Genomic DNA, 17,821 nt, shown 5'->3' with positions numbered 1-17,821 from the left:
AGGAAGACATGGAAGAGTTTAGAAGGCTGAGCAGGCTACCCGCCTATGTGTTCAACATCACCGGCGAGCTCAAGGCTGCGGCGCGTAAGCGTGGCGAAGATATCATCGACTTCGGGATGGGGAACCCCGATGGGGCTACGCCGAAGCATATCGTCGATAAGCTGATCGAAGCAGCGCAACGCACCACGACGCATCGCTACTCGCTCTCGAAGGGCATCCCTCGTCTGCGCAAGGCCATCTGCGGCTGGTACAAGCGGCGCTACGATGTCGACCTGAACCCCGATACGGAAGCGATCGTGACGATCGGTTCCAAGGAGGGCATCGCGCATCTCTGCCTCGCGCTGCTGGACGATGAGGATACCGTTGCGGTGCCGAACCCGAGCTATCCGATCCACATCTTCGGACCCGTCATCGCGGGCTCGCGCGTGCAGAGCATTGAACTCGAGCCCGATCAGGATGCGCTGATCGCGAAGCTGGAGTATGAGCTTCCGCGCATGGAGCCGCGCCCCAAGATCCTCATCCTGAACTTCCCGGCGAATCCGACCGCGGCATGTGTCGACCTCTCCTTCTTCGAGCGCCTCGTCCCCCTGTGTACGGAGCTTGGCATCTACATCGTGCATGACCTCGCCTATGCGGACCTCACCTTCGATGGATACCGTGCGCCAAGCCTGATGCAGGTGCCGGGCGCAAAGGAGATCGCGGTCGAGTTCTTCACGCTCTCGAAGAGCTACAACATGCCGGGCTGGCGTGTGGGCTTCATGGTCGGTTCGACGAAGCTGGTGGGCGCGCTTGGGCGCATCAAGAGCTACTTCGACTACGGCACGTTCACCCCCATTCAGGTGGCGGCGATCGCGGCGCTCGAAGGGCCGCAGGACTGTGTGGCGGAGATCACCGGCATCTACAAGGCACGGCGCGACGTGCTTGTCCCAGGCCTGAACAAGCTTGGTTGGCCGGTCGATCTGCCCAAGGCAACGATGTTCGCGTGGGCGAAGATTCCGGAGCAGTTCGGCATGAAGTCGCTGGAGTTTTCGAAGAAGCTTCTGCACGAAGCGAAGGTTGCCGTGAGTCCCGGCGTCGGCTTCGGCGAGCATGGCGACAACTACATCCGCTTCTCGCTGATCGAGAACGAAGAACGTACACGACAGGCGCTGCGCGGCATCAAGCAGATGTTCAAGGCGGGCTAGGCCTCACGTTTTCCTGGCTTAATCGAGCCGCCCTCGTTGATGGTGGAACAGCCATCAACGAGGGCGGCTCAACTGTTTGCAGCATGCGCCTATCGACTCGCTTGAACCTCTTTGGGAGCCTTTTTCTTGTTGTGGAGCATGTCCACAAGAGCGGATATCTCGTCCGGTTGCAGAACATCCCCAAAGGACGGCATCTCCTGCCCGCCGTCGTGAATCTGTCTGGCGATAGCGTCTTTCTTCAGACGTTTGCCGACCGTGAGCAGTGACGGACCCTTGTCGGGGATGCCGGCGAAGTTGGCGCCATGACAGTGCTCGCAGCCCTTCTCATGGAAGAGCGTCGCACCGGAGAGAGGCGAGGGCTGCTGTGCCATGCCCGAGTGGAGCGCGGCACATGTGAGAACGAGAGTGAGGAGGCTACGATTCACTGAGGACATTGTCGCATCGGCTCTAGTTCTGGGTAGCGCTGAAGCTCGTGGGAAGCGGACCATCGATGCGATGCGCCGGGGCATCCAGCTCATGCGTGTGCCAGACGACGCTCTCGCTGGCCACATCGCTGTGGGTACGCAGATAGTCGAGTGCAAAGCGGTTGGCGCTGGGATCGTCCTTCTGGTCGGCGAAGCTCGCGGACTGCTCGGCTGCTTTGTCCTTGAGACCGAGACGGCGGTAGAGGATAGCCAGTAGATAGTGCGCTGCAAGGTCATCGGGATCGATGTCTTGCACGATCTCGTATTCGTCCCTGGCCTGCGCATACTTGTGCTGCTGGTAGTAGGAGAAGCCAAGCTCGCGATGCGCGTCGCGGGAGCGTGGGAAGGCTTTGGTGACGGCGATGAGATCGGTCACCGCCGCATCGAGTTCGCCGCCGTTGCGTTCCACAAGGGCACGGTAGTAGAGGGCGCGTGAGTTGCCGGGCGACAACTGCAGGGCCTGCGCTAGATGAGGCCTCGCATCGTTGTAGCGCTCCCACTGAATCTCCACGATGGCCTGGTTCGTGTAGGCATCGGCGTAGTCGGGACGCAGCTTCGCGACATGGGCGAAGGCATCGACCGATGCCGCATACTGCTGCGCGTCCAGCAGGGCGATGCCGTAGTTGTTCCAGCGCATCCAGGTCGCGTTCTCGGCGGGTGTGGGCGCGACCGGCTTGTTCTCTCCAACCTCCACAACGCGCGAGGCCGAGACCATATCGATGATGGGCTCCTCATAATGCTTGCTGCCGGAGAGGTTCATCCCGAAGTCGATGAAGTGCTGATTGAAGCGCCTGTACTTCACCGTAGCCGTCAAAGTCACAGGGCCAGAGGCAGCAGGCATGTGGAAGGAGTACCGCACAAGCTGCGAGCGTCCTGACTGTATGGTGTTGTTGTAGGCGACGATCTTGGTCTGCCACACCTCGTGGTCGGCGTTCAGCGTTCCGCTCGCGCTGATGAGCCGGTTGGTGAACGAGTGGGCACGCTCGTCGAGATCGCCACCAGGCTTCAGGAATCCGCTCTCGAACAGCGTCTTGCCGCTCGCATCCTTCACGGTAAAGTCCACCCACGACTCGTACATATCGCGCTGCTCAGGAACATGCGAGTGCGCAATGCCCTTGTTCTGGATGACGACGTCGGCAGTCAGCAGCTCACCGGGAGCGACGGTATAAGATACAAGGCCAAGCGGTGCGGAGATGGTGGAGTTGGCATGCTCGATTGCGAAGAGATCCACGTTGAAGACGCTTGCCTGAAGAAACTTCACGATGCGTTCGGCCTGTTCATCGAACCCGTAGAACTTCGGGATGATGGTGTTGGCCCCCAGCCAGCGATGCGAGGCCAGTTGGCCGTGCTTCGCGCCTGGGTCCCGCAGCGTGATCGCCTCGCGCGGCATGTGGCATGTCTCGCAGGTGGAGACCGAATCCTTGACATAGAAGGGAAGTGGCGACTGCTTCGCAAAGGAAGAGTTCTGCCACTCGTCGTAGAGGAAGATCGCGCGCTGCCACTTGTAGTCGTTCAATTGCTTTGGCAGCGCGGCCTTGTGGCAGCTAGCGCAAAACTCCGACGACTTGTAGAACGGCTTCATGACCGCCGCGGAATGCCGGTCGAGGTGCGCAAGGATCTCACCATCCGTGACCGGCCGCGCGATGCCGTTGCCGTTCTCATCGACCAGCACGGCGGGCGTTCCCAGCACATACGATCCCGTGCCGCGCGTGTCGACCTTCTGGATCGCATGGCACACCGCACAGGTCACCCCGTCGGCATCGAACGGCCGCCGCTTCGTGGAACCCTGCGTCAGATTCCCCGCCACCATCGCCACGGGATCATGGCAGCCTTCGCAGTGCCGCGTATATTCGACGCCCTTCTGGTCCGTCAGCAGGTTGACGTTGCGCAGATACCACGGCGCGCGGTTGGAGTTCGAGTGCGCGGATTGTCGCCACTGGCTGTGCGCCTCCTGGTGGCAATGCCCACAGTACTGCGCCGTGGGAAAGGTCTTCGGGTCGATAAACTCGCCGGTATCGGTCGTCATCAGCGAAGGCAGGAAATGGGCATCCTTGCTGAAGTGGTCGTTGTACTTCTCATTCACCTTGTCGTTGTAGGCCTTGCGGGCCGCTGCAGCCTCATCCGCCTCGGAGCTTGCAACCACCAAGCGCAATGGCATCGTGGAAGCAAGCAATCCCGTCAAAAAAAGAACGCTCGCGAAGGCAGCCAGGGGAAGGGAGCGTTTGCGAGCGTTTCTCAGGAGGCGTTGCGTCATGAATGAGTCGTATTCCGTGCAGCGGTTCGTCGAACCGAATCATAGCGAAACAGAGGCAGCATGGGAAAGGACAATATGGGACGAGGCGCGTCTCCACCTTTTGGATGATCTTTGTCCGACCGGCTTATACTTTTCACACGCGGAAGAAGAGGACGCGAAGCGTGGAGAGACGAGTTCGCATTCTGGTGGTCGATGACCACCACGTCGTACGCAAGGGCCTGGTCGCCCTGCTGTCGACGATCCCCACCGTCGAGGTGGTCGGCGAGGCCAGCGATGGCATGGAAGCCGTCGCGCTGTTCGGCACCCTGAAGCCGGACATTACCCTCATGGATCTTCGTCTGCCAAAGATGGGCGGCGTCGAGGCCATCGCCCAGATCCGCAAGGATACCCCGGCGGCACGCATCATTGTCCTCACAACCTTCGATGGCGACGAAGACATCTACCGCTCCCTGCAGGCGGGGGCGAAGGCTTATCTCCTGAAAGGGATGACGACCGAAGAGCTCCTCTCGACCATCCATGCGGTCGACGCGGGCCGCACACGCATTCCCGCGCAGATCGCGGAGAAGCTCGCCGAACGCATGGCATGGCAGGACCTCACGGCGCGCGAGCTGCGCGTGCTCGAAAGAATCGTCGCGGGCCGGGCCAACAAGGAGATAGCGGCGGACCTCAAAATCTCCGAGACGACCGTCAAGTCACACGTCAACAGCCTGCTCAGCAAGCTGGGCGTCGCGGACCGCACGCATGCGGCAACGCTCGCGTTGCAGAGGGGGATCGTCCATCTCCCATGATCGCTCTTCGTCGATGGATCTGCCTCGTTGCGCTTCTTCTCACAGCCTCGCCTCTGCTGGCTCAGGGCTGGCGCGCGGCCACAATGCCCGAGTTGGAGCAGGTGCTCCCCTCTCGGGCGCCGGTCGTAAAAGAGCGCATCGAGACCGAGATGCGAACGGCCTCGGGGATCATCGATGCTCGCGGGCAAGTCATTGCTGCGGTGGTGCTCATCACCGCGGGCTACTCCGCCGAAGGCAAATACTCGCACTACCTTCTTGTGCAGCATGCGATCCAGATCGATGAAGTCACGCTGGGTCCAGGAAGATACGTCTTCGGCTGGAATCGAGTCGCAACGGGCCTCGAGCTGCATCTCTACGACGCGTCGACAGGGGCGGAAGAGGGCTCTGCGCTGGCGCATCCCATGAAGCCCGGAATGCGTGTCGAAACCTTCCGCATCTGGCCGCCGAACGAGCGTTCCGTGATGCAGATCGGCCGCTTTGAGACCCCCTATCGTCTTCTCCCCGGGCATTGACCCGAAGCGCAGCGACATCCCCTGCTAACGGGGCATCTCCAGCCCTCCGTGCAGAACGCCGTATTGCAGGTCGACCCCACTCTGCCACGCATCGCCAAGTGTCGTCAGATACCCAATCTGCATTTGTAGCAAATTCAGTTGCGAATGCAGAACCTGCGGATACGGCAGCGCCATCGCGTCGTACTTCACCTTGTACAGCTCATACGCCCTCTGTGCTCTGGGCAGCATCTCCGTCTTGTACCGGTCCGCTGCAAACCGCGCCGCAAGATAGGCCTGCGCCACCGGCTCTGCCTTCTGCCGCAACGCCAGCCTTGCCCGAACCACCTCCTGCCTCGCCCTTTCCACCTCCGCTTCATTGGCCGCGACGGAGCCCTGGTTCCGGTTCCACACTGGCAGTGTCACCGAGGCACTCGCGAAGCTCTGTGGTCCTGCAGCCCGGGCAGGGAAGTCGGTCACATGTTCAAAGTTGTACTGCTCTCCCGCCCGCACGACGACATTCGGAATCACCTCGCGCTGCGCCGCACGCAACTGCGCCTCGCTCACCCCAACCTGTTGCTCCAGACGCTTCACCATCGGGTTGCTGTCGCCAATCGATGCCGCCATCTTCTCCGCATCCATCTCAGGCAGCGCCTCCAGATCCCCAGCCACACGACTCACGCCCAGATCCTGCCGTCCCGACACCGCAGCCAGCACCGCAAACTCCTCGAGGTATCTCCTCTGCGCGGCCACGAAATCAACCTTCGCCTGTTCGGCTTCCACCTCCGTCTGCAGAATGTCCGGAGCATCCGCCTGTCCCACATTCGCAAGCTGATGCACCGTCTCGACCGCATCCAGCGCCACCCCTGCCATCTGCTTCCTCACCTCTACCACCGCCTGCGCCACCAGCGCCGCGTAGAACGCTCGCGTCACATCGTTCTTCACCCGAGCCCTCTGCTCCTCCACGCCAATCGCATCCGCCTTGCCCTGCTGCCGGTACACATCGCGTCGCAGCCCAAGCTTGCCCCCCATCACAATCTCCTGCTCGACATACCCTCCCTGCTCGCCGCCCCCATACGTTCCTCCGCGAATCTGCTCTCCCTGATACCCCACGCTCGGATTCGGATACAGTCCCGCCTGCAAAGCCCGCGCCGCCGCGCCTTTGACCATCGTCTGTGCCTGGGAGATCGTGGGGTTCTGCTTCTCCGCCATGGCCAGAAAGTCCTCCAGGAAAAGCGCAGGCCGCCTCTCAAGCCCACCCAGCAGCTCCGGCGCCGCGACCGACCCCCCCGTCCGCTTCGTCGGATTCTCCGGCTCCTGCAAAGCCTGCGTATCCCGCACCCGCGGACCAGTCTGCACCGCGGGCTTCGACATATCCATCCCCGGCATATGCTGATGCTGCGTCATCGGCATGGACATATCCATCCCGGGCATCGACTGCCCCCAGGCCATCCCGCCCATTAAAAAAGCCACCAAAACAGGAACAATCTTTCCCAGGATCGAAGCGTACGGATCCCGCGCCCTCTTCGCGGCGTTCATCTTCCCAATCACCGCATCGTATTCCGCCGGCGGCAGCACGCGCACAAACGTCATCATCCCCGCCATGTATTGGCTCCAGCCCGCCTTCAACCCATGGTTCTCCGGAATATCGACGGCCGCATCCATCGCCATCATCGGCCCTTCCATAAACGCATCCTGCGGATACCCCGGCACATCGTTCGCCTGCTTCGACACGCCATCCGTCATGCCCATGCCATCCCCGCGCGTCATCTTTCCCGCAATCGACGACATTTGGTTCATCATGTGGTGCGGCAGGTGGCAGTGCAGCATCCAGTCCCCCGGATTCTTCGCCACAAACTCCACCGTCCTGCTCTGCGCTACGCCTACCAGCACCGTATTCCCCGGCCACCACCCCGCCTCGGGAATCCGTCCACCCTCCGTGCCGGTCACATGGAACGTGTGCCCATGCAGATGCATCGGATGGTGATCCATCCCCATATTCACAAACCGTATCCTCACCCGATCCCCCAGCCGCACAATCAGCGGCGTCGTCGCCGGCCCTGATTTGCCATTCAGCACCAGCCAGTTGAACTCCATCTTCATCGAGTCCGGAACCGTATTATTGGGCAGCACCGCGTACTCCTGCAGATGCACCACAAAGTCCTTCTCGCAGTGCGGCTCGTACGCCTTGCGCGGATGCATGATGAACGCACCCAGCAACCCCACCATCTCCTGCATCGCCATGTGCGAGTGGTAGAAGTACGTGCCCTCCTGGTGGATCTCGAACTCATACGTAAACGACGCCCCCGGCAACACCGGCTCCTGGCTGATCCCCGGCTGCCCATCGTTCGCAATCGTGTCTTCAAAGCCATGCCAGTGAATCGAACTCGCCTCCGGCAGGCGGTTCTCAAAGATCACCCTGACCTTGTCGCCCTGAAATACCTGGATCGTAGGCCCCGGAGCCGACCCATTGAAACCCCAAAGGTCCAGCGTCTTCCCCGGAGCGATCTCCTGCTGCAACACCTCCGCAATCAGGTGGAACACCTTCCAGTCGCCATCCATCGTGAACGGCAGGTCGCCTACCTCGGTCGTCACCACCGGCACGTGCGCGCCAACCGTCTTCGGCACCGCGGCCGTCATCTTCTCTGAAGCAAACAGCCCCGCGCCTACACCCAACACACTTTGCAAAAACGACCGGCGATTCGCCATACAGCTCTCCTCTGTTCCAAAAACGCACAAACACCATCACGAGCCTTTGAGAAGCTCACGAATCAGCTTTGGTGACAAAGAGAGAAGGATTAAACGCGCATCACGACAACCGGCCTGGGTGGCGCCTTCGCCAAACCACGCACAGCCGCCGCGGCAACCGGGTGGACTGCATCCACGCGAATCGCCGAAGCCATCACAGCCACAACCGCCAACTGGTGAACATCCACGTCCGAGCGGTCGACCACTGCATCGTCCTGCGCGCAGACCGTCGCATGCGAGGCTGCGGCATGGACGGAAGCCATCGGTCCCATCCCCGTGCAGTCTGTCATGCTCGACGCGTCATGGCAGGGAGCCTTCGCCGCGCAGGCCACTCCGCAAACCGGTCCAAAGCACGCCACGGCCATGACGACCATCAGCAGCAAACCCGTCCATGCGGAACGAAACCTCATCCTTCCACGATACTCCAGCATCAATAGGGAAGACAAAAGCGCGATACCATTACTCTTTAGGCCTTTGTCCTGCCGGACGTGCGCCCTGCGCGAACGGCGGTCACGTTGTGACAGGTAGACCGGTCGGGGCACCACAAAATTCTGCGGGCCTCCCGCTGGTCGGCAGCAAAGGCAACTCTCGACCATCGGGAGAGCCACGCGAAGCAGGAACAGGCGTACGAACGCCCGTCGCCCGCCTAGGGCACTTTCAAGGAGCAGTTATCACCGCCGTCTGGATCATCGCCCCCATCCTCGCCACCGCCGCCGTGCAGCTTGCCGCTACCGCCGCGGCCTGGCTTCTGCGTGCTCGCGAGGAGGCGCTCCGCCGCCAACTCCCCTATATCGTCGCCCTCGCCGTCGGCGTCCTCCTCGCGACCGCGCTCCTGCACCTTCTCCCGGAGGCCATCGAGCAACTCGGAAACCACGCCCTCACCTGGCTCCTCACCGGCGCCGCCATGATCGCGCTCTTCGCCGCCGAGCGTCTCTTCTTCGTCATCTCCGGCACCGGCGCCGAGCCGGAGATCGGCGAACCCTGTGCCGAGCACCACCACCAGCACACCCCCCAGGGCGCGCGCCCCGGATCCCTCATCCTCGCCAGCATGCTCCACAGCTTTGTGGATGGAGCCGCCGTCGCCGTCGCCTTCCTGGCCTCGCCGCGCATCGGCTGGCTCACTGCCCTCGCCATCTCCCTGCATGAGATTCCGCACCGCATGGGCGACTTCGCCCTCCTTGTCCATCTCAAGGTACCTCTCCCCCGCGCGCTTCGCCTCACCCTCTACGCAGGCCTCCCGTCGTTCCTCGGGGTAGCCGCTGTCCTCCTCGCCGGAGCCCACTCGGTTGCCACCATCGCCTGGCTCCTGCCCATCTCTGCCGGTAGCTTCCTCTACATCGCGACGGTCAACCTCCTGCCGGAGCTCGAACGCGAAAAGCGCCTCTCCCGCGTCCTCCTGCAGATCGCCTGCCTCTGCGTTGGAGCCGGTTTGGTGATGGCGGTAGGCGGCCTCGGCGGGTGAGAAAAGGCCACAAAAGGCTGACAAATCCTCCAGAATGCTGTATAAAGGTCTGTAGGGTTTTCCCCGAGAATAAGGAACCGTCATGGCCAAGGTATGTCTAGTAACGGGCAAGCGCCCGATGAGTGGTAACAAGCGTTCGCACGCGAATAACAAGTCGCGTCGCCGCTGGGAGCCGAACCTGCAGTGGAAGCGCGTTTGGGTAGCCTCCGAAAAGCGTTTCATCCGTATGCGCATCAGCATGGCCGGACTGCGTAACATCACCAAACTCGGATACGACGCAGCTATGCTCAAGTCCAAAGCGAAGGCGGCCTAAACCATGCGGACAATCATCAAGCTCGTTTCGTCGGCCGGCACTGGCCACTTCTACACCACCACCAAGAATCCGAAGCTCAAGAGCGGCAAGCTTGAGCTCTCGAAGTACGACCCCAAGATCCGCAAGCACGTCCCCTACCGCGAAGCCAAGGCATAAGCGGTAGAGACGGGTTCCTGCACGAAAAGCCTGCTTCTCATCCTCCAGTACCAAGAGGAGAAGAAGCAGGCCTTTTGTCGTATCCATCGGAATCGCCGCTGAATCGGGTAGCTCACATCTCGCTTCTGCGATGTGGGCTACCACCCGTCACCGAACTAATATGCCGCCACACCCGCCTCAGCCACCGCATGGTCCTGCGCTCCGGAACCACCGCTGACGCCGATCGCTCCCACAACCTTCCCGTCCTTCTTGATCGGAATTCCGCCGGCGAAGATCATCACCTTCCCATCGTTCGAAGCGTGGATCCCAAAGAACTGATCGCCCGACTGAGAGTTCGCTCCCAGGTCCTTGGTCGTAATGTCGAACGCACGCGAGGTCCAGGCCTTCTTCTGCGAGATATCGATCGAGCCTAGCCAGGCATTCTCCATCCGCTCAAACGCCACCAGGTTTCCACCCGCATCGACCACCGCAACGTTCATCGGCTGCCCAATCTCTTCCGCCTTCTTCTCCGCTGCTGCGAGGATGCGACGAGCGTCTGCTAACTGAATCATGATCTTTCTCCTTGTCTCTCCCCTTAGAGACATTCGATGGCTAATCAGATGGCTGACCCAGGCTCCGAATCAGTCAAATGTGGGCGATCATCGGCGCGAAAAGATCGTGCTGCTCAAAACCAGCATTCTGGCCATCGTTTCCATGCATTCATCCACGTTTTACCGTCCAAAATGGACAAAAAAGCGTGTGGTGAAACACAGGGAAATTTACATTCCCCACCCCGTAAGCCCTTTAGAAAACCATGATTACCGTGGATGCACATGAATTGGGCATCGCGCGCGACTTGATGTCCCAGAGGTCTGACCTCTAGACGCAAAAAGGCGGCTCCGACCGAGGTCGAAGCCGCCTGCTGAACCCTGCTTTACTGATTCACGCCGCTAGCCAGGAACCCGCCGTCGACGACCAGAATCTCGCCGGTCACAAACGCCGAAGCATCGCTCGCCAGATAGATTGCGGAGCCAACCAGCTCCTCCGTCTTGCCGAAACGCCCCATCGGCGTGCGCATCCGCAGCTCCTTGCCGCGCTCGCTCTTGTCCAGCAACTCCGCGTTCAGGGCGGTCCGGAAGACGCCCGGAGCGATCGCATTGACGGTCACGCCCTGCGAGCTCCACTCAACGGCCAAAGACTTCGTCAGGGCGCCAACTGCTGCCTTCGAAGCGGCATAAGCCGTTACTTCCTTAAGACTTACGAACGTATTCAGGGAAGCGATGTTGATAATGCGTCCGTATCCGCGCTCCAGCATATGCTTGCCGAAGATCTGGCAGGCCCGCAGCGTTCCGGTCACGTTGGTGTCCATGATGTCGTTCCACAGATCCTCGGGGAAATCGAGGGTTGGCGCGCGCTTGATCTTGCCTGCGCAGTTGATCAGGATATCGACCTGTCCGAACTCCGCCAGCGTGCCTTCCAGCAGCTTCTCGAGCGAACCACGGTCGGCCACATCCGAGGTCAAACGCAGCGACCTGCGGCCCTTGCCCTCGATCGTCGTTGCCGCCTCATCGACCTGCTCCTGCCGCCGCGAACTCGCGACCACATCCGCGCCGGCCTCTGCCAGCCCGATTGCCATCGCCAAACCGATGCCTGAAGTACCACCAACCACCACCGCGACCTTACCGGTCAGATCAAACAACGAGTGCCCCATCCTGATTTCTCCTATAAAAATCCCAACCCAACAACCCTATACCAACGACGCAACCCTTAGCCCTTTGCGGTCAGATCGCGCAGAATTCCCGTGACAACCTCTTCCGGCGGACCGATGTTCTTGACCTTCAGTGCATCCGCAGGCACCTCGAGCGTGGCGATCTGGCTGGCCAGCATATTCGCCTTCATGTAGTGCCCGGGCCTCGCCTTCATCCGCTCTTCGATCAGCTTCGGATCGCCTTCGAGCAGCACGAAATGCACCTTTCCTTCGGGAATGCCGGTCTTCAGCGTATCCCGGTACTTCTCCTTCAAGGCTGAACAAGCCAAGACGCCGCTCCCTGAACCCTCATACCAGCTCTTCAGCAGACGGTTCAGGTCCTCCAGCCATGGCTGACGATCCTCATCGTTGAGGGGATGGCCCGCAGCCATCTTGTCCTTGTTGGCCTGCGGATGAAAGTCGTCCGCGTCTGCAAAGACCGTGCCGATCCGCTCCGCAAGAAGTCCACCGATCGTCGATTTGCCCGACCCGCTCACACCCATGATGACTACGATCATGCCGTTCCAACTCCCAAAAGAAGTGAAGGGCGTAGCCTCCAGGGAAGCTACGCCCGTTGAGAAATAGAGACCTACAGCCCCAGGAACACGGGCTTGATGTGCCGTTCGAAGAGGTTCGTCGTCACATTGCGCGCGACACTCTCCTCATTGGCCTCAAGCGCCGAAAGGTACTTGTCGCCCATCTTCGCCGCCACCTTGAAGCCCACATGCAGCAACTGACGGAAGCTCTGGTTATAGGCCGGGTTGGACTGATCGTGGCGGAGCGCCGACGTGTACTGCTCGCTCGTCCAGCCGTTGACCGTCTCGGGCGTGGGCAGGGCAGCCGGATCGATGTTGATGACCGTCGCGTAAGGGGCGCAGAGCTCATCCGCATGTGCGAACGCCTCGGCATATACCTCCTTGGCGATCTCGAGGCCTGATCCACCCGCCTCGGCGAGACCGATCAGCTCTTCGAGCCACGTCGTACCGGCCGTCTTGAGATGAACGCCCGCTCCGAACTTCTTGGCGCCGTCGTGGATCGCCTTGTAAATGGAGAACTTATCCGAACCCGAGTGGACGCTCAGCTTGAGGTTCGCGGGAAGGCCGTACTGCTTGATCGCGAATGCGATGGCCGCGAGGTCTTCCTCGAACTCCTTGGTGAACTGCGCCACATCGCCCACGTAGTCGACGCCCTTGTTGAAGCGGCCAGTGAACTTCGGCGCAATGGTCTGGATCGGAATCTTCTCATCGGCGATCGCAGCCAGGATAATCAGCAGTTCAACCGGCGTCTGCGGATAGTCCGTCTCATCCATCGAAATCTCAGGAACGAAACGGCCCGCTCCTTTGAATTCAAGGAGATGCGCGTAGATCTTGCCTGCGTCCTGCACAGCCGCGAGGAACTTGTTCGCAACGCCCTTGACGAACTCGATGTCCGTTTGGAAAGGCGTCTCAACGCCAGGGATTGAAACCTCACCCACCAGCTCCGGATGCCGGTGTACGAATGCCAGCACCTCTTCCGGATCGGCCGGCTTGCCGATCATGTCGGCGACGTCCAGCGTAAAGAAGTCGCAGGGCTCCATGAACCGCTCGACCGTCTTCAAATTGATATGGTCCGCATCCAGAAAGTAGGGCTTTGTCCAGCCAAGCTCCTTCACAGCCTCATCTGCGGCGATGCGGGTGTTCTTCGGCTCGGAGCCGATAATCATGTGTTCGCGGTTGGACTTATTCCAAACCGGTACGACCTCTACACCTGCCTTGAGCGCCATCACACAGGCGGCCAACTGCGCCTTAGCCTGGTGAGCAAAACGATCTCCCACACCGATCGAGAACTTGGGAAGCTGCAATCCATCACTCATAACTGTCTCCAATTCCACCCTGTAGCGAGTGGTTCTACCACTTAAAAGCCACGCCCAAGCATACCCACAACCCCCAAAATCAGCAAATTAGTCGTTGAAGCGGCCCCGATAGGCCCAGAGTCCGAGCCCTGGGTTGGAGATATAGAAGATCTCTTCGCCGTCCACGATGTTCCATCCGTCGGTCAGCGTGTTCACGTCGTACTTGGCGGAGTACTCGGCGAGGTCGCCGTACTCAAAGTGTGCCCCTTCGATCTCCTCGCGGGTCAGGTGGCCAGGGCAGTAGCGGATGGTGAATCGGCCTTCGCTCGATCCGTGGATGAGGTGGGCGGCGGCGCTCAGGTTTCCAGCCAGCTCTGGATCGTCCTTGACGGCCTGGAGCGTCGCGGGTGTTCCGCAGTATCCATACTTACGGATCAGACCGTCGATCGCGGAGTCTTCGCCGAACTCGTGGACTCCGGGGGCGAGCACGATCAGCTCGGCGTTGTCGGCGAGCGCCATGCGCGTGCGGTAGACGCTCTTGTTGCCCAGCCAGGTCGAGCGGAACTCGTGCGGATCGAGGAAAACGACGGCCTTCTTGATCTCGCGGTCCATCATCAGGAAGTTGCACTCCAGGCTGAGCTTGGCGGCCAGTTCGAAGCACTCGGAGTCGTCGCCGATGTACATGCCGCGGATCACCAGCTTGCCCTCGGCGTTCTTGTTGACTACGGTCTGGACATAGACGATCTGTGGAAGGCCCGCGGTGAAGTGGTCGCTGGCATAGTTCAGAACGCGGCGCACAGGAGTGTCCGCGCGGCCCATCATGCGCTCCATCCCGTAGACGGCACCGAGGAAGTGCGAGCGGTGAATGCCCATCACGCCGCCGGTGCCGACGAAGATGTTCTTGGAGCCGTTGGCCATGCCGACGACTTCGTGGGGGACGACCTGGCCGATTGAGAGGATAAGGTCGTGACCACCGTCGCGGAGCAGCTTATTGACCTGCGCCGGCCAGGTGTAGTCGAGCTTACCCTCGCTGACCTCGAGCATGAACTCGGACGGGACTTCGCCCAGCGTGACGATGTCGTTGCGCCAGTCGTGGACACGGAAGAGATCGCGCGGCGTCTTGCCGAACATGGCGGAGATCTCATGGTCGGTCATGGCTTTGTGCGTGCCGAGGGCGGGAAGTACATCGACCAGCTTTTCTCCAAAGTACTCCCAGGCATACTCGGTCAGGACCCCGCTCTGCGAGTGCATGCGGGTGAAGTCCGGGGGCACAGCGAGGACGCGCTTGCGTTCGCCGAGCTGCTTGAGGGCCGTGAACAATCCCGCCTTCACCTCTGCGGGGGACATCTCCGTGGTTGCCGATCCGTTGCTGTAAAAGAGGCTCATAGAACCACCATCTTACCGCCCGGCAGGAGGGTGTGTGATAGGTTGGGTGCAAAGTTGGCCGTGTTTCGCGGCGAGAGAGAGTTGGTGAGTTGTGTTTCTGCGTATCGCTGCGTTCGGTCTGCTTCTGGCTGGTGTTCCTGCTGTCGCACAAACGGTGAAGACGGAGGTGGGCGTCGCCGCGGGGGCAGAGTACCGGATTGATATCCCGGCCAACTGGAACCACTCACTGGTCGTCTTCTATCACGGCTATGCGCTTGGGCCGACGCGCTTTCACTTCTACCAGAAGCCGGGCGGAGCGACGTTGCCATTTCTGGATCGCGGGTATGCGGTCATCCAGAGCGGTTTCTCAACGTGGGGCTGGGCGATCCCGCAGGCCCTGTCCGAGACGGAAACCCTGCGGAAGCAGTTCGTCAAGGATCATGGTCTGCCGAAGGAGACATACGTCTCGGGCCAGTCGATGGGAGGGGCGCTGACGATGATGACCATCGAGCGGAATCCCGAGCCCTACAACGGTGCCCTGAACATGTGCGGCGCTGTGCTTCCGACCAATGAGTGGGCGCAACGGCGTTTCGCGCTGGTAGCCGCGTTCGAATACTACTTTCCGGGGCTCCTGCCCGATCTGGCTCCCGCGCCGGTGAACTTCGTGGAGTCGGACGCGCTGAAGGCGAAGCTGCTGGCTGCCCTGAAGGCCGATCCGGCGAAGGCTGCGATCATGCAGAGGCTCACGGCGCTCTATCGCGACGAGGATGTTGCCCACCTGATGCAGTACGTGATCTACCAGATCTCGGACTTTAGCCGTAAGAGCGGTGGCGATCCGGTGGACAACGCCAACTGGATCTACACGGGAACGGGTTCTCCGGAAGAGGACTTCCGGCTGAACGATGGGGTGAAGCGCTTTACGGCCGATCCCAAGGCGCGGGCGTGGATGATCCGGAACTACACCGCGACGGGCAAGTTGACGAAGCCGATGCTCGCGCTCCACACGGTGTACGACACGCTGATTCCGGCGACCTCGCTGGCGGAATACTCCGAGCGGGTGAGCGAGACAGGGAGCGTGGACCTCTTCACGCAACAGTATGTGGACCACGCTGGCCACTGCGCGTTTACGAACGATGAGATTGGCCGGGCCTTCGATGAACTGGTCGGCTGGGTGCATGGCGGGCCAAAGCCGAAGGGTGGAAAGCTGCCCTAACTGGTATGATCGCGGGAATCAGCACCGCGAGGTTTGTACTAAAGATGAGTGACGAAAAGATGGAAGAGTTGGAGCCGGCAACGGTTGGCGCGACGGAAGAGAACGAGTCGTTCGGGGACATCTACAAAGAGTTCGAGAAGGCCAATCAGCGCCGCGAGGGCGATGACGGGAAGCAGATTCGCGCGACCGTTGTGAAGGTGACTGACGAGTCTGTTTTTCTCGACATCGGCTACAAGACCGAAGGCGTTCTGCCGGTTGCAGCGCTGGCGGGAAAGACAGTGGAGCCGGGGGATACGCTCCAGGTCTCGTCGAAGGGCCGCAACGAAGAGGGTTACTACGACGTCTCGTTGCTGCGGGTTGCAGTGCCGAAGGACTGGTCGTCGCTGACCAAGGCCTTTGAAGAGGGCACCCCGGTTACGGGCACCGTGACGGGCGTCGTGAAGGGCGGGTTGACCGTTGATGTGGGCGTGCGGGCGTTTATGCCTGCCTCGCGCTCCGGCGTTCGCGATGCGGCGGAGATGGAGAAGCTGGTCGGGACGCAGGTTGTGGTCAAGCTGACCAAGGTGGATGAGGCGGACGAGGATGTGGTCGTCGACCGCCGCTCCGTTCTCGAGGCCGAAGAGAAGAGCACGAAGGAGCGCCGCTTCGGCGAGGTGAATGAGGGCGATGTGGTCACAGGGACCGTGCGCAGCCTTGCGGATTATGGAGCGTTCGTGGAACTGGGCGGCGTCGATGGACTGCTGCACATCTCGGACATCTCCTGGCAGCGGGTCGCGAATCCGTCGGATGTGCTGACGGTTGGCGATCAGATCCAGGTGAAGGTGCTGAAGGTCGATGCGGCTTCGAAGCGGATCGGGCTGGGGATGAAGCAGCTTCTGCCGCATCCCTGGGATGGGATTGAGGACCGCCTGAAGGTTGGCGATCGTCTGCAGGGAACTGTGACGCGTGCGACCGACTTTGGCGGGTTCGTTGAAGTGGAGCCTGGTGTCGAGGGCATGGTTCACGTGTCGGAGATGAGCTGGGCCAAGAAGGTGCGCAAGGCCAGCGATGTGCTGAAGGCCGGCGATTCGGTCTCGGTGATCGTGCTCGGGATCTCGGTTCCGGAGAAGCGGATGGCGCTTGGGCTGAAGCAGGCTCTGGGCGATCCGTGGGAAGAGGTTGCCGCGAAGTTTCCGGCGGGTTCGACGATCGAGGGCAAGGTTTCGAGTTTTACGACCTTCGGTGCTTTTGTGACGGTGGAGGAGGGTGTGGAGGGGATGATTCACATCTCCGAGATCGTCGCGGACAAGCGGCTGAATCATCCCTCTGACGCTCTGCGCGTTGGACAGGTGGTGAAGGCCAAGGTGCTCGAGATCGACCGCGAGCGGAGGCAGATGAAGCTGAGCATGAAGCAGCTGATCCCGACCGGACTCGATGAGTTCGTCGACGAGCATGCGGTGGGCGATGTCGTCTCCGGCCGCATCGTCGAGATCAAGGACGGCGTGGCTCTGGTGGAGCTTGGCGAAGGCATCCGCGTGAAGTGCGCGATGGCCGCGGCGGCGGTCGAAGAGATTCAGCCCACGGTGACGCAATCGCTCGATCTTTCGGCGCTGACGACGATGCTGTCGGCGCAGTGGAAGGGCTCGGCTCCTTCGAAGACGAAGAAGTCGGACGCTCCGCAGGCTGGGCAGATGAGGAGCTTCCGGCTGACCGGGCTCGACAAGGAGAAGAAGTCGATCGATCTGGAGGCGGTGGCCTCGTAGCTGCTTCCGGGGTAGGGTCCCCTCCCCCCGAAACGTCTCAAAGTCTTCGATCAAAAGAACTTAGGTCTGGACTTGGATTCTGCCTTT

General features: G+C 61.0%; 17 protein-coding genes. 8 read left to right on the top strand and 9 right to left on the bottom strand.

Annotation, left to right across the window (positions count from 1 at the left end; all coding sequences use genetic code 11):
• Nucleotides 1–8 precede the first annotated feature (8 nt).
• Nucleotides 9–1,184, top strand: a complete 1,176-nt coding sequence (gene alaC / locus BM400_RS18115; RefSeq protein ID WP_089842291.1) for an alanine transaminase — start codon at nt 9–11, stop codon at nt 1,182–1,184.
• An 89-nt stretch (nt 1,185–1,273) separates the two neighbouring features.
• On the opposite strand, the gene BM400_RS18110 is transcribed toward alaC, so the two are convergent.
• Both BM400_RS18110 and BM400_RS18105 read right to left on the bottom strand, forming a co-directional pair.
• Entirely contained in the window at nt 1,274–1,609 is a 336-nt protein-coding gene (locus BM400_RS18110) for a c-type cytochrome (protein WP_175529135.1), read from the bottom strand.
• Between the two features lie 22 nt (nt 1,610–1,631).
• Nucleotides 1,632–3,806: a tetratricopeptide repeat protein gene (locus tag BM400_RS18105; protein WP_089843853.1), complete on the bottom strand. Its 2,175-nt coding sequence runs from the start codon at nt 3,804–3,806 to the stop codon at nt 1,632–1,634.
• 257 nt (nt 3,807–4,063) lie between these two features.
• Here BM400_RS18105 and BM400_RS18100 point away from each other — a divergent pair, with 257 nt between their 5' ends.
• Nucleotides 4,064–4,690 (top strand): response regulator, encoded by a 627-nt coding sequence (locus BM400_RS18100; protein ID WP_089842285.1) that lies wholly within the window; start codon nt 4,064–4,066, stop codon nt 4,688–4,690.
• On the top strand, nt 4,687–5,202 hold the full coding sequence (locus BM400_RS18095) for a hypothetical protein (protein WP_089842283.1): 516 nt from the start codon (nt 4,687–4,689) through the stop codon (nt 5,200–5,202). The genes BM400_RS18100 and BM400_RS18095 overlap by 4 nt, the downstream gene beginning before the upstream one ends.
• Nucleotides 5,203–5,226: 24 nt before the next feature.
• Here the strand turns inward: BM400_RS18095 and BM400_RS18090 are convergent, their stop codons facing one another.
• Both BM400_RS18090 and BM400_RS18085 read right to left on the bottom strand, forming a co-directional pair.
• Nucleotides 5,227–7,887 carry a multicopper oxidase domain-containing protein gene (locus BM400_RS18090; RefSeq protein ID WP_089842280.1) on the bottom strand — a complete coding sequence of 887 codons (2,661 nt, stop codon included), beginning with the start codon at nt 7,885–7,887 and terminating at the stop codon, nt 5,227–5,229.
• 89 nt (nt 7,888–7,976) lie between these two features.
• Nucleotides 7,977–8,336, bottom strand: coding sequence for a hypothetical protein (locus BM400_RS18085; RefSeq protein ID WP_141224004.1), 360 nt, complete (start codon nt 8,334–8,336; stop codon nt 7,977–7,979).
• Between the two features lie 107 nt (nt 8,337–8,443).
• Here BM400_RS18085 and BM400_RS18080 point away from each other — a divergent pair, with 107 nt between their 5' ends.
• The 3 genes from BM400_RS18080 to rpmG all read left to right on the top strand — a co-directional run bounded on the left by BM400_RS18080 (nt 8,444) and on the right by rpmG (nt 9,857).
• Nucleotides 8,444–9,388, top strand: coding sequence for a ZIP family metal transporter (locus BM400_RS18080; protein ID WP_245782011.1), 945 nt, complete (start codon nt 8,444–8,446; stop codon nt 9,386–9,388).
• An 82-nt stretch (nt 9,389–9,470) separates the two neighbouring features.
• Nucleotides 9,471–9,701 (top strand): 50S ribosomal protein L28, encoded by a 231-nt coding sequence (gene rpmB / locus BM400_RS18075; RefSeq protein WP_089842272.1) that lies wholly within the window; start codon nt 9,471–9,473, stop codon nt 9,699–9,701.
• Nucleotides 9,702–9,704: 3 nt separating this feature from the next.
• Nucleotides 9,705–9,857, top strand: a complete 153-nt coding sequence (rpmG, locus tag BM400_RS18070) for a 50S ribosomal protein L33 (protein ID WP_089842269.1) — start codon at nt 9,705–9,707, stop codon at nt 9,855–9,857.
• A 155-nt stretch (nt 9,858–10,012) separates the two neighbouring features.
• Here rpmG and BM400_RS18065 read toward each other — a convergent pair whose 3' ends face one another.
• From BM400_RS18065 to BM400_RS18045, 5 genes are all read right to left on the bottom strand, one after another.
• Nucleotides 10,013–10,408 (bottom strand): GlcG/HbpS family heme-binding protein, encoded by a 396-nt coding sequence (locus tag BM400_RS18065; protein ID WP_089842266.1) that lies wholly within the window; start codon nt 10,406–10,408, stop codon nt 10,013–10,015.
• A 362-nt stretch (nt 10,409–10,770) separates the two neighbouring features.
• A complete protein-coding gene (locus tag BM400_RS18060; protein WP_089842263.1) occupies nt 10,771–11,547 on the bottom strand; it encodes an SDR family NAD(P)-dependent oxidoreductase in 777 nt (258 codons plus the stop codon).
• Between the two features lie 56 nt (nt 11,548–11,603).
• Nucleotides 11,604–12,101, bottom strand: a complete 498-nt coding sequence (locus BM400_RS18055; protein ID WP_089842261.1) for a gluconokinase — start codon at nt 12,099–12,101, stop codon at nt 11,604–11,606.
• A 71-nt stretch (nt 12,102–12,172) separates the two neighbouring features.
• A complete protein-coding gene (locus BM400_RS18050; protein ID WP_089842258.1) occupies nt 12,173–13,435 on the bottom strand; it encodes a tagaturonate epimerase family protein in 1,263 nt (420 codons plus the stop codon).
• Nucleotides 13,436–13,522: 87 nt separating this feature from the next.
• A complete protein-coding gene (locus BM400_RS18045; protein ID WP_089842255.1) occupies nt 13,523–14,800 on the bottom strand; it encodes a nickel-dependent putative hexonate epimerase in 1,278 nt (425 codons plus the stop codon).
• Between the two features lie 91 nt (nt 14,801–14,891).
• Between BM400_RS18045 and BM400_RS18040 the strand changes: the two genes are divergently transcribed.
• Both BM400_RS18040 and BM400_RS18035 read left to right on the top strand, forming a co-directional pair.
• Entirely contained in the window at nt 14,892–15,992 is a 1,101-nt protein-coding gene (locus BM400_RS18040; RefSeq protein ID WP_089842252.1) for an alpha/beta hydrolase, read from the top strand.
• Nucleotides 15,993–16,036: 44 nt separating this feature from the next.
• Nucleotides 16,037–17,734, top strand: a complete 1,698-nt coding sequence (locus BM400_RS18035) for a S1 RNA-binding domain-containing protein (RefSeq protein WP_089843850.1) — start codon at nt 16,037–16,039, stop codon at nt 17,732–17,734.
• Nucleotides 17,735–17,821 lie beyond the last annotated feature (87 nt).

This window comes from Granulicella pectinivorans (assembly GCF_900114625.1).
GTDB classification, from domain to species: Bacteria; Acidobacteriota; Terriglobia; order Terriglobales; family Acidobacteriaceae; genus Edaphobacter; species Edaphobacter pectinivorans.
Note: the sequence above shows the minus strand (reverse complement) of the source record. Positions and strands in the feature narration are given on the sequence as shown.

Excerpts from the sequence above, each read along its gene's own strand:
- alaC (WP_089842291.1), top strand. The coding sequence starts at position 9 with ATGGAAGAGTTTAGAAGGCTGAGCAGGCTACCCGCCTATGTGTTCAAC.
- BM400_RS18105 (WP_089843853.1), bottom strand. The coding sequence starts at position 3,806 with ATGCCATTGCGCTTGGTGGTTGCAAGCTCCGAGGCGGATGAGGCTGCA.
- BM400_RS18095 (WP_089842283.1), top strand. The coding sequence starts at position 4,687 with ATGATCGCTCTTCGTCGATGGATCTGCCTCGTTGCGCTTCTTCTCACA.
- BM400_RS18090 (WP_089842280.1), bottom strand. The coding sequence starts at position 7,887 with ATGGCGAATCGCCGGTCGTTTTTGCAAAGTGTGTTGGGTGTAGGCGCG.
- BM400_RS18085 (WP_141224004.1), bottom strand. The coding sequence starts at position 8,336 with ATGAGGTTTCGTTCCGCATGGACGGGTTTGCTGCTGATGGTCGTCATG.
- rpmB (WP_089842272.1), top strand. The coding sequence starts at position 9,471 with ATGGCCAAGGTATGTCTAGTAACGGGCAAGCGCCCGATGAGTGGTAAC.
- rpmG (WP_089842269.1), top strand. The coding sequence starts at position 9,705 with ATGCGGACAATCATCAAGCTCGTTTCGTCGGCCGGCACTGGCCACTTC.
- BM400_RS18065 (WP_089842266.1), bottom strand. The coding sequence starts at position 10,408 with ATGATTCAGTTAGCAGACGCTCGTCGCATCCTCGCAGCAGCGGAGAAG.
- BM400_RS18060 (WP_089842263.1), bottom strand. The coding sequence starts at position 11,547 with ATGGGGCACTCGTTGTTTGATCTGACCGGTAAGGTCGCGGTGGTGGTT.
- BM400_RS18055 (WP_089842261.1), bottom strand. The coding sequence starts at position 12,101 with ATGATCGTAGTCATCATGGGTGTGAGCGGGTCGGGCAAATCGACGATC.
- BM400_RS18050 (WP_089842258.1), bottom strand. The coding sequence starts at position 13,435 with ATGAGTGATGGATTGCAGCTTCCCAAGTTCTCGATCGGTGTGGGAGAT.
- BM400_RS18045 (WP_089842255.1), bottom strand. The coding sequence starts at position 14,800 with ATGAGCCTCTTTTACAGCAACGGATCGGCAACCACGGAGATGTCCCCC.
- BM400_RS18035 (WP_089843850.1), top strand. The coding sequence starts at position 16,037 with ATGAGTGACGAAAAGATGGAAGAGTTGGAGCCGGCAACGGTTGGCGCG.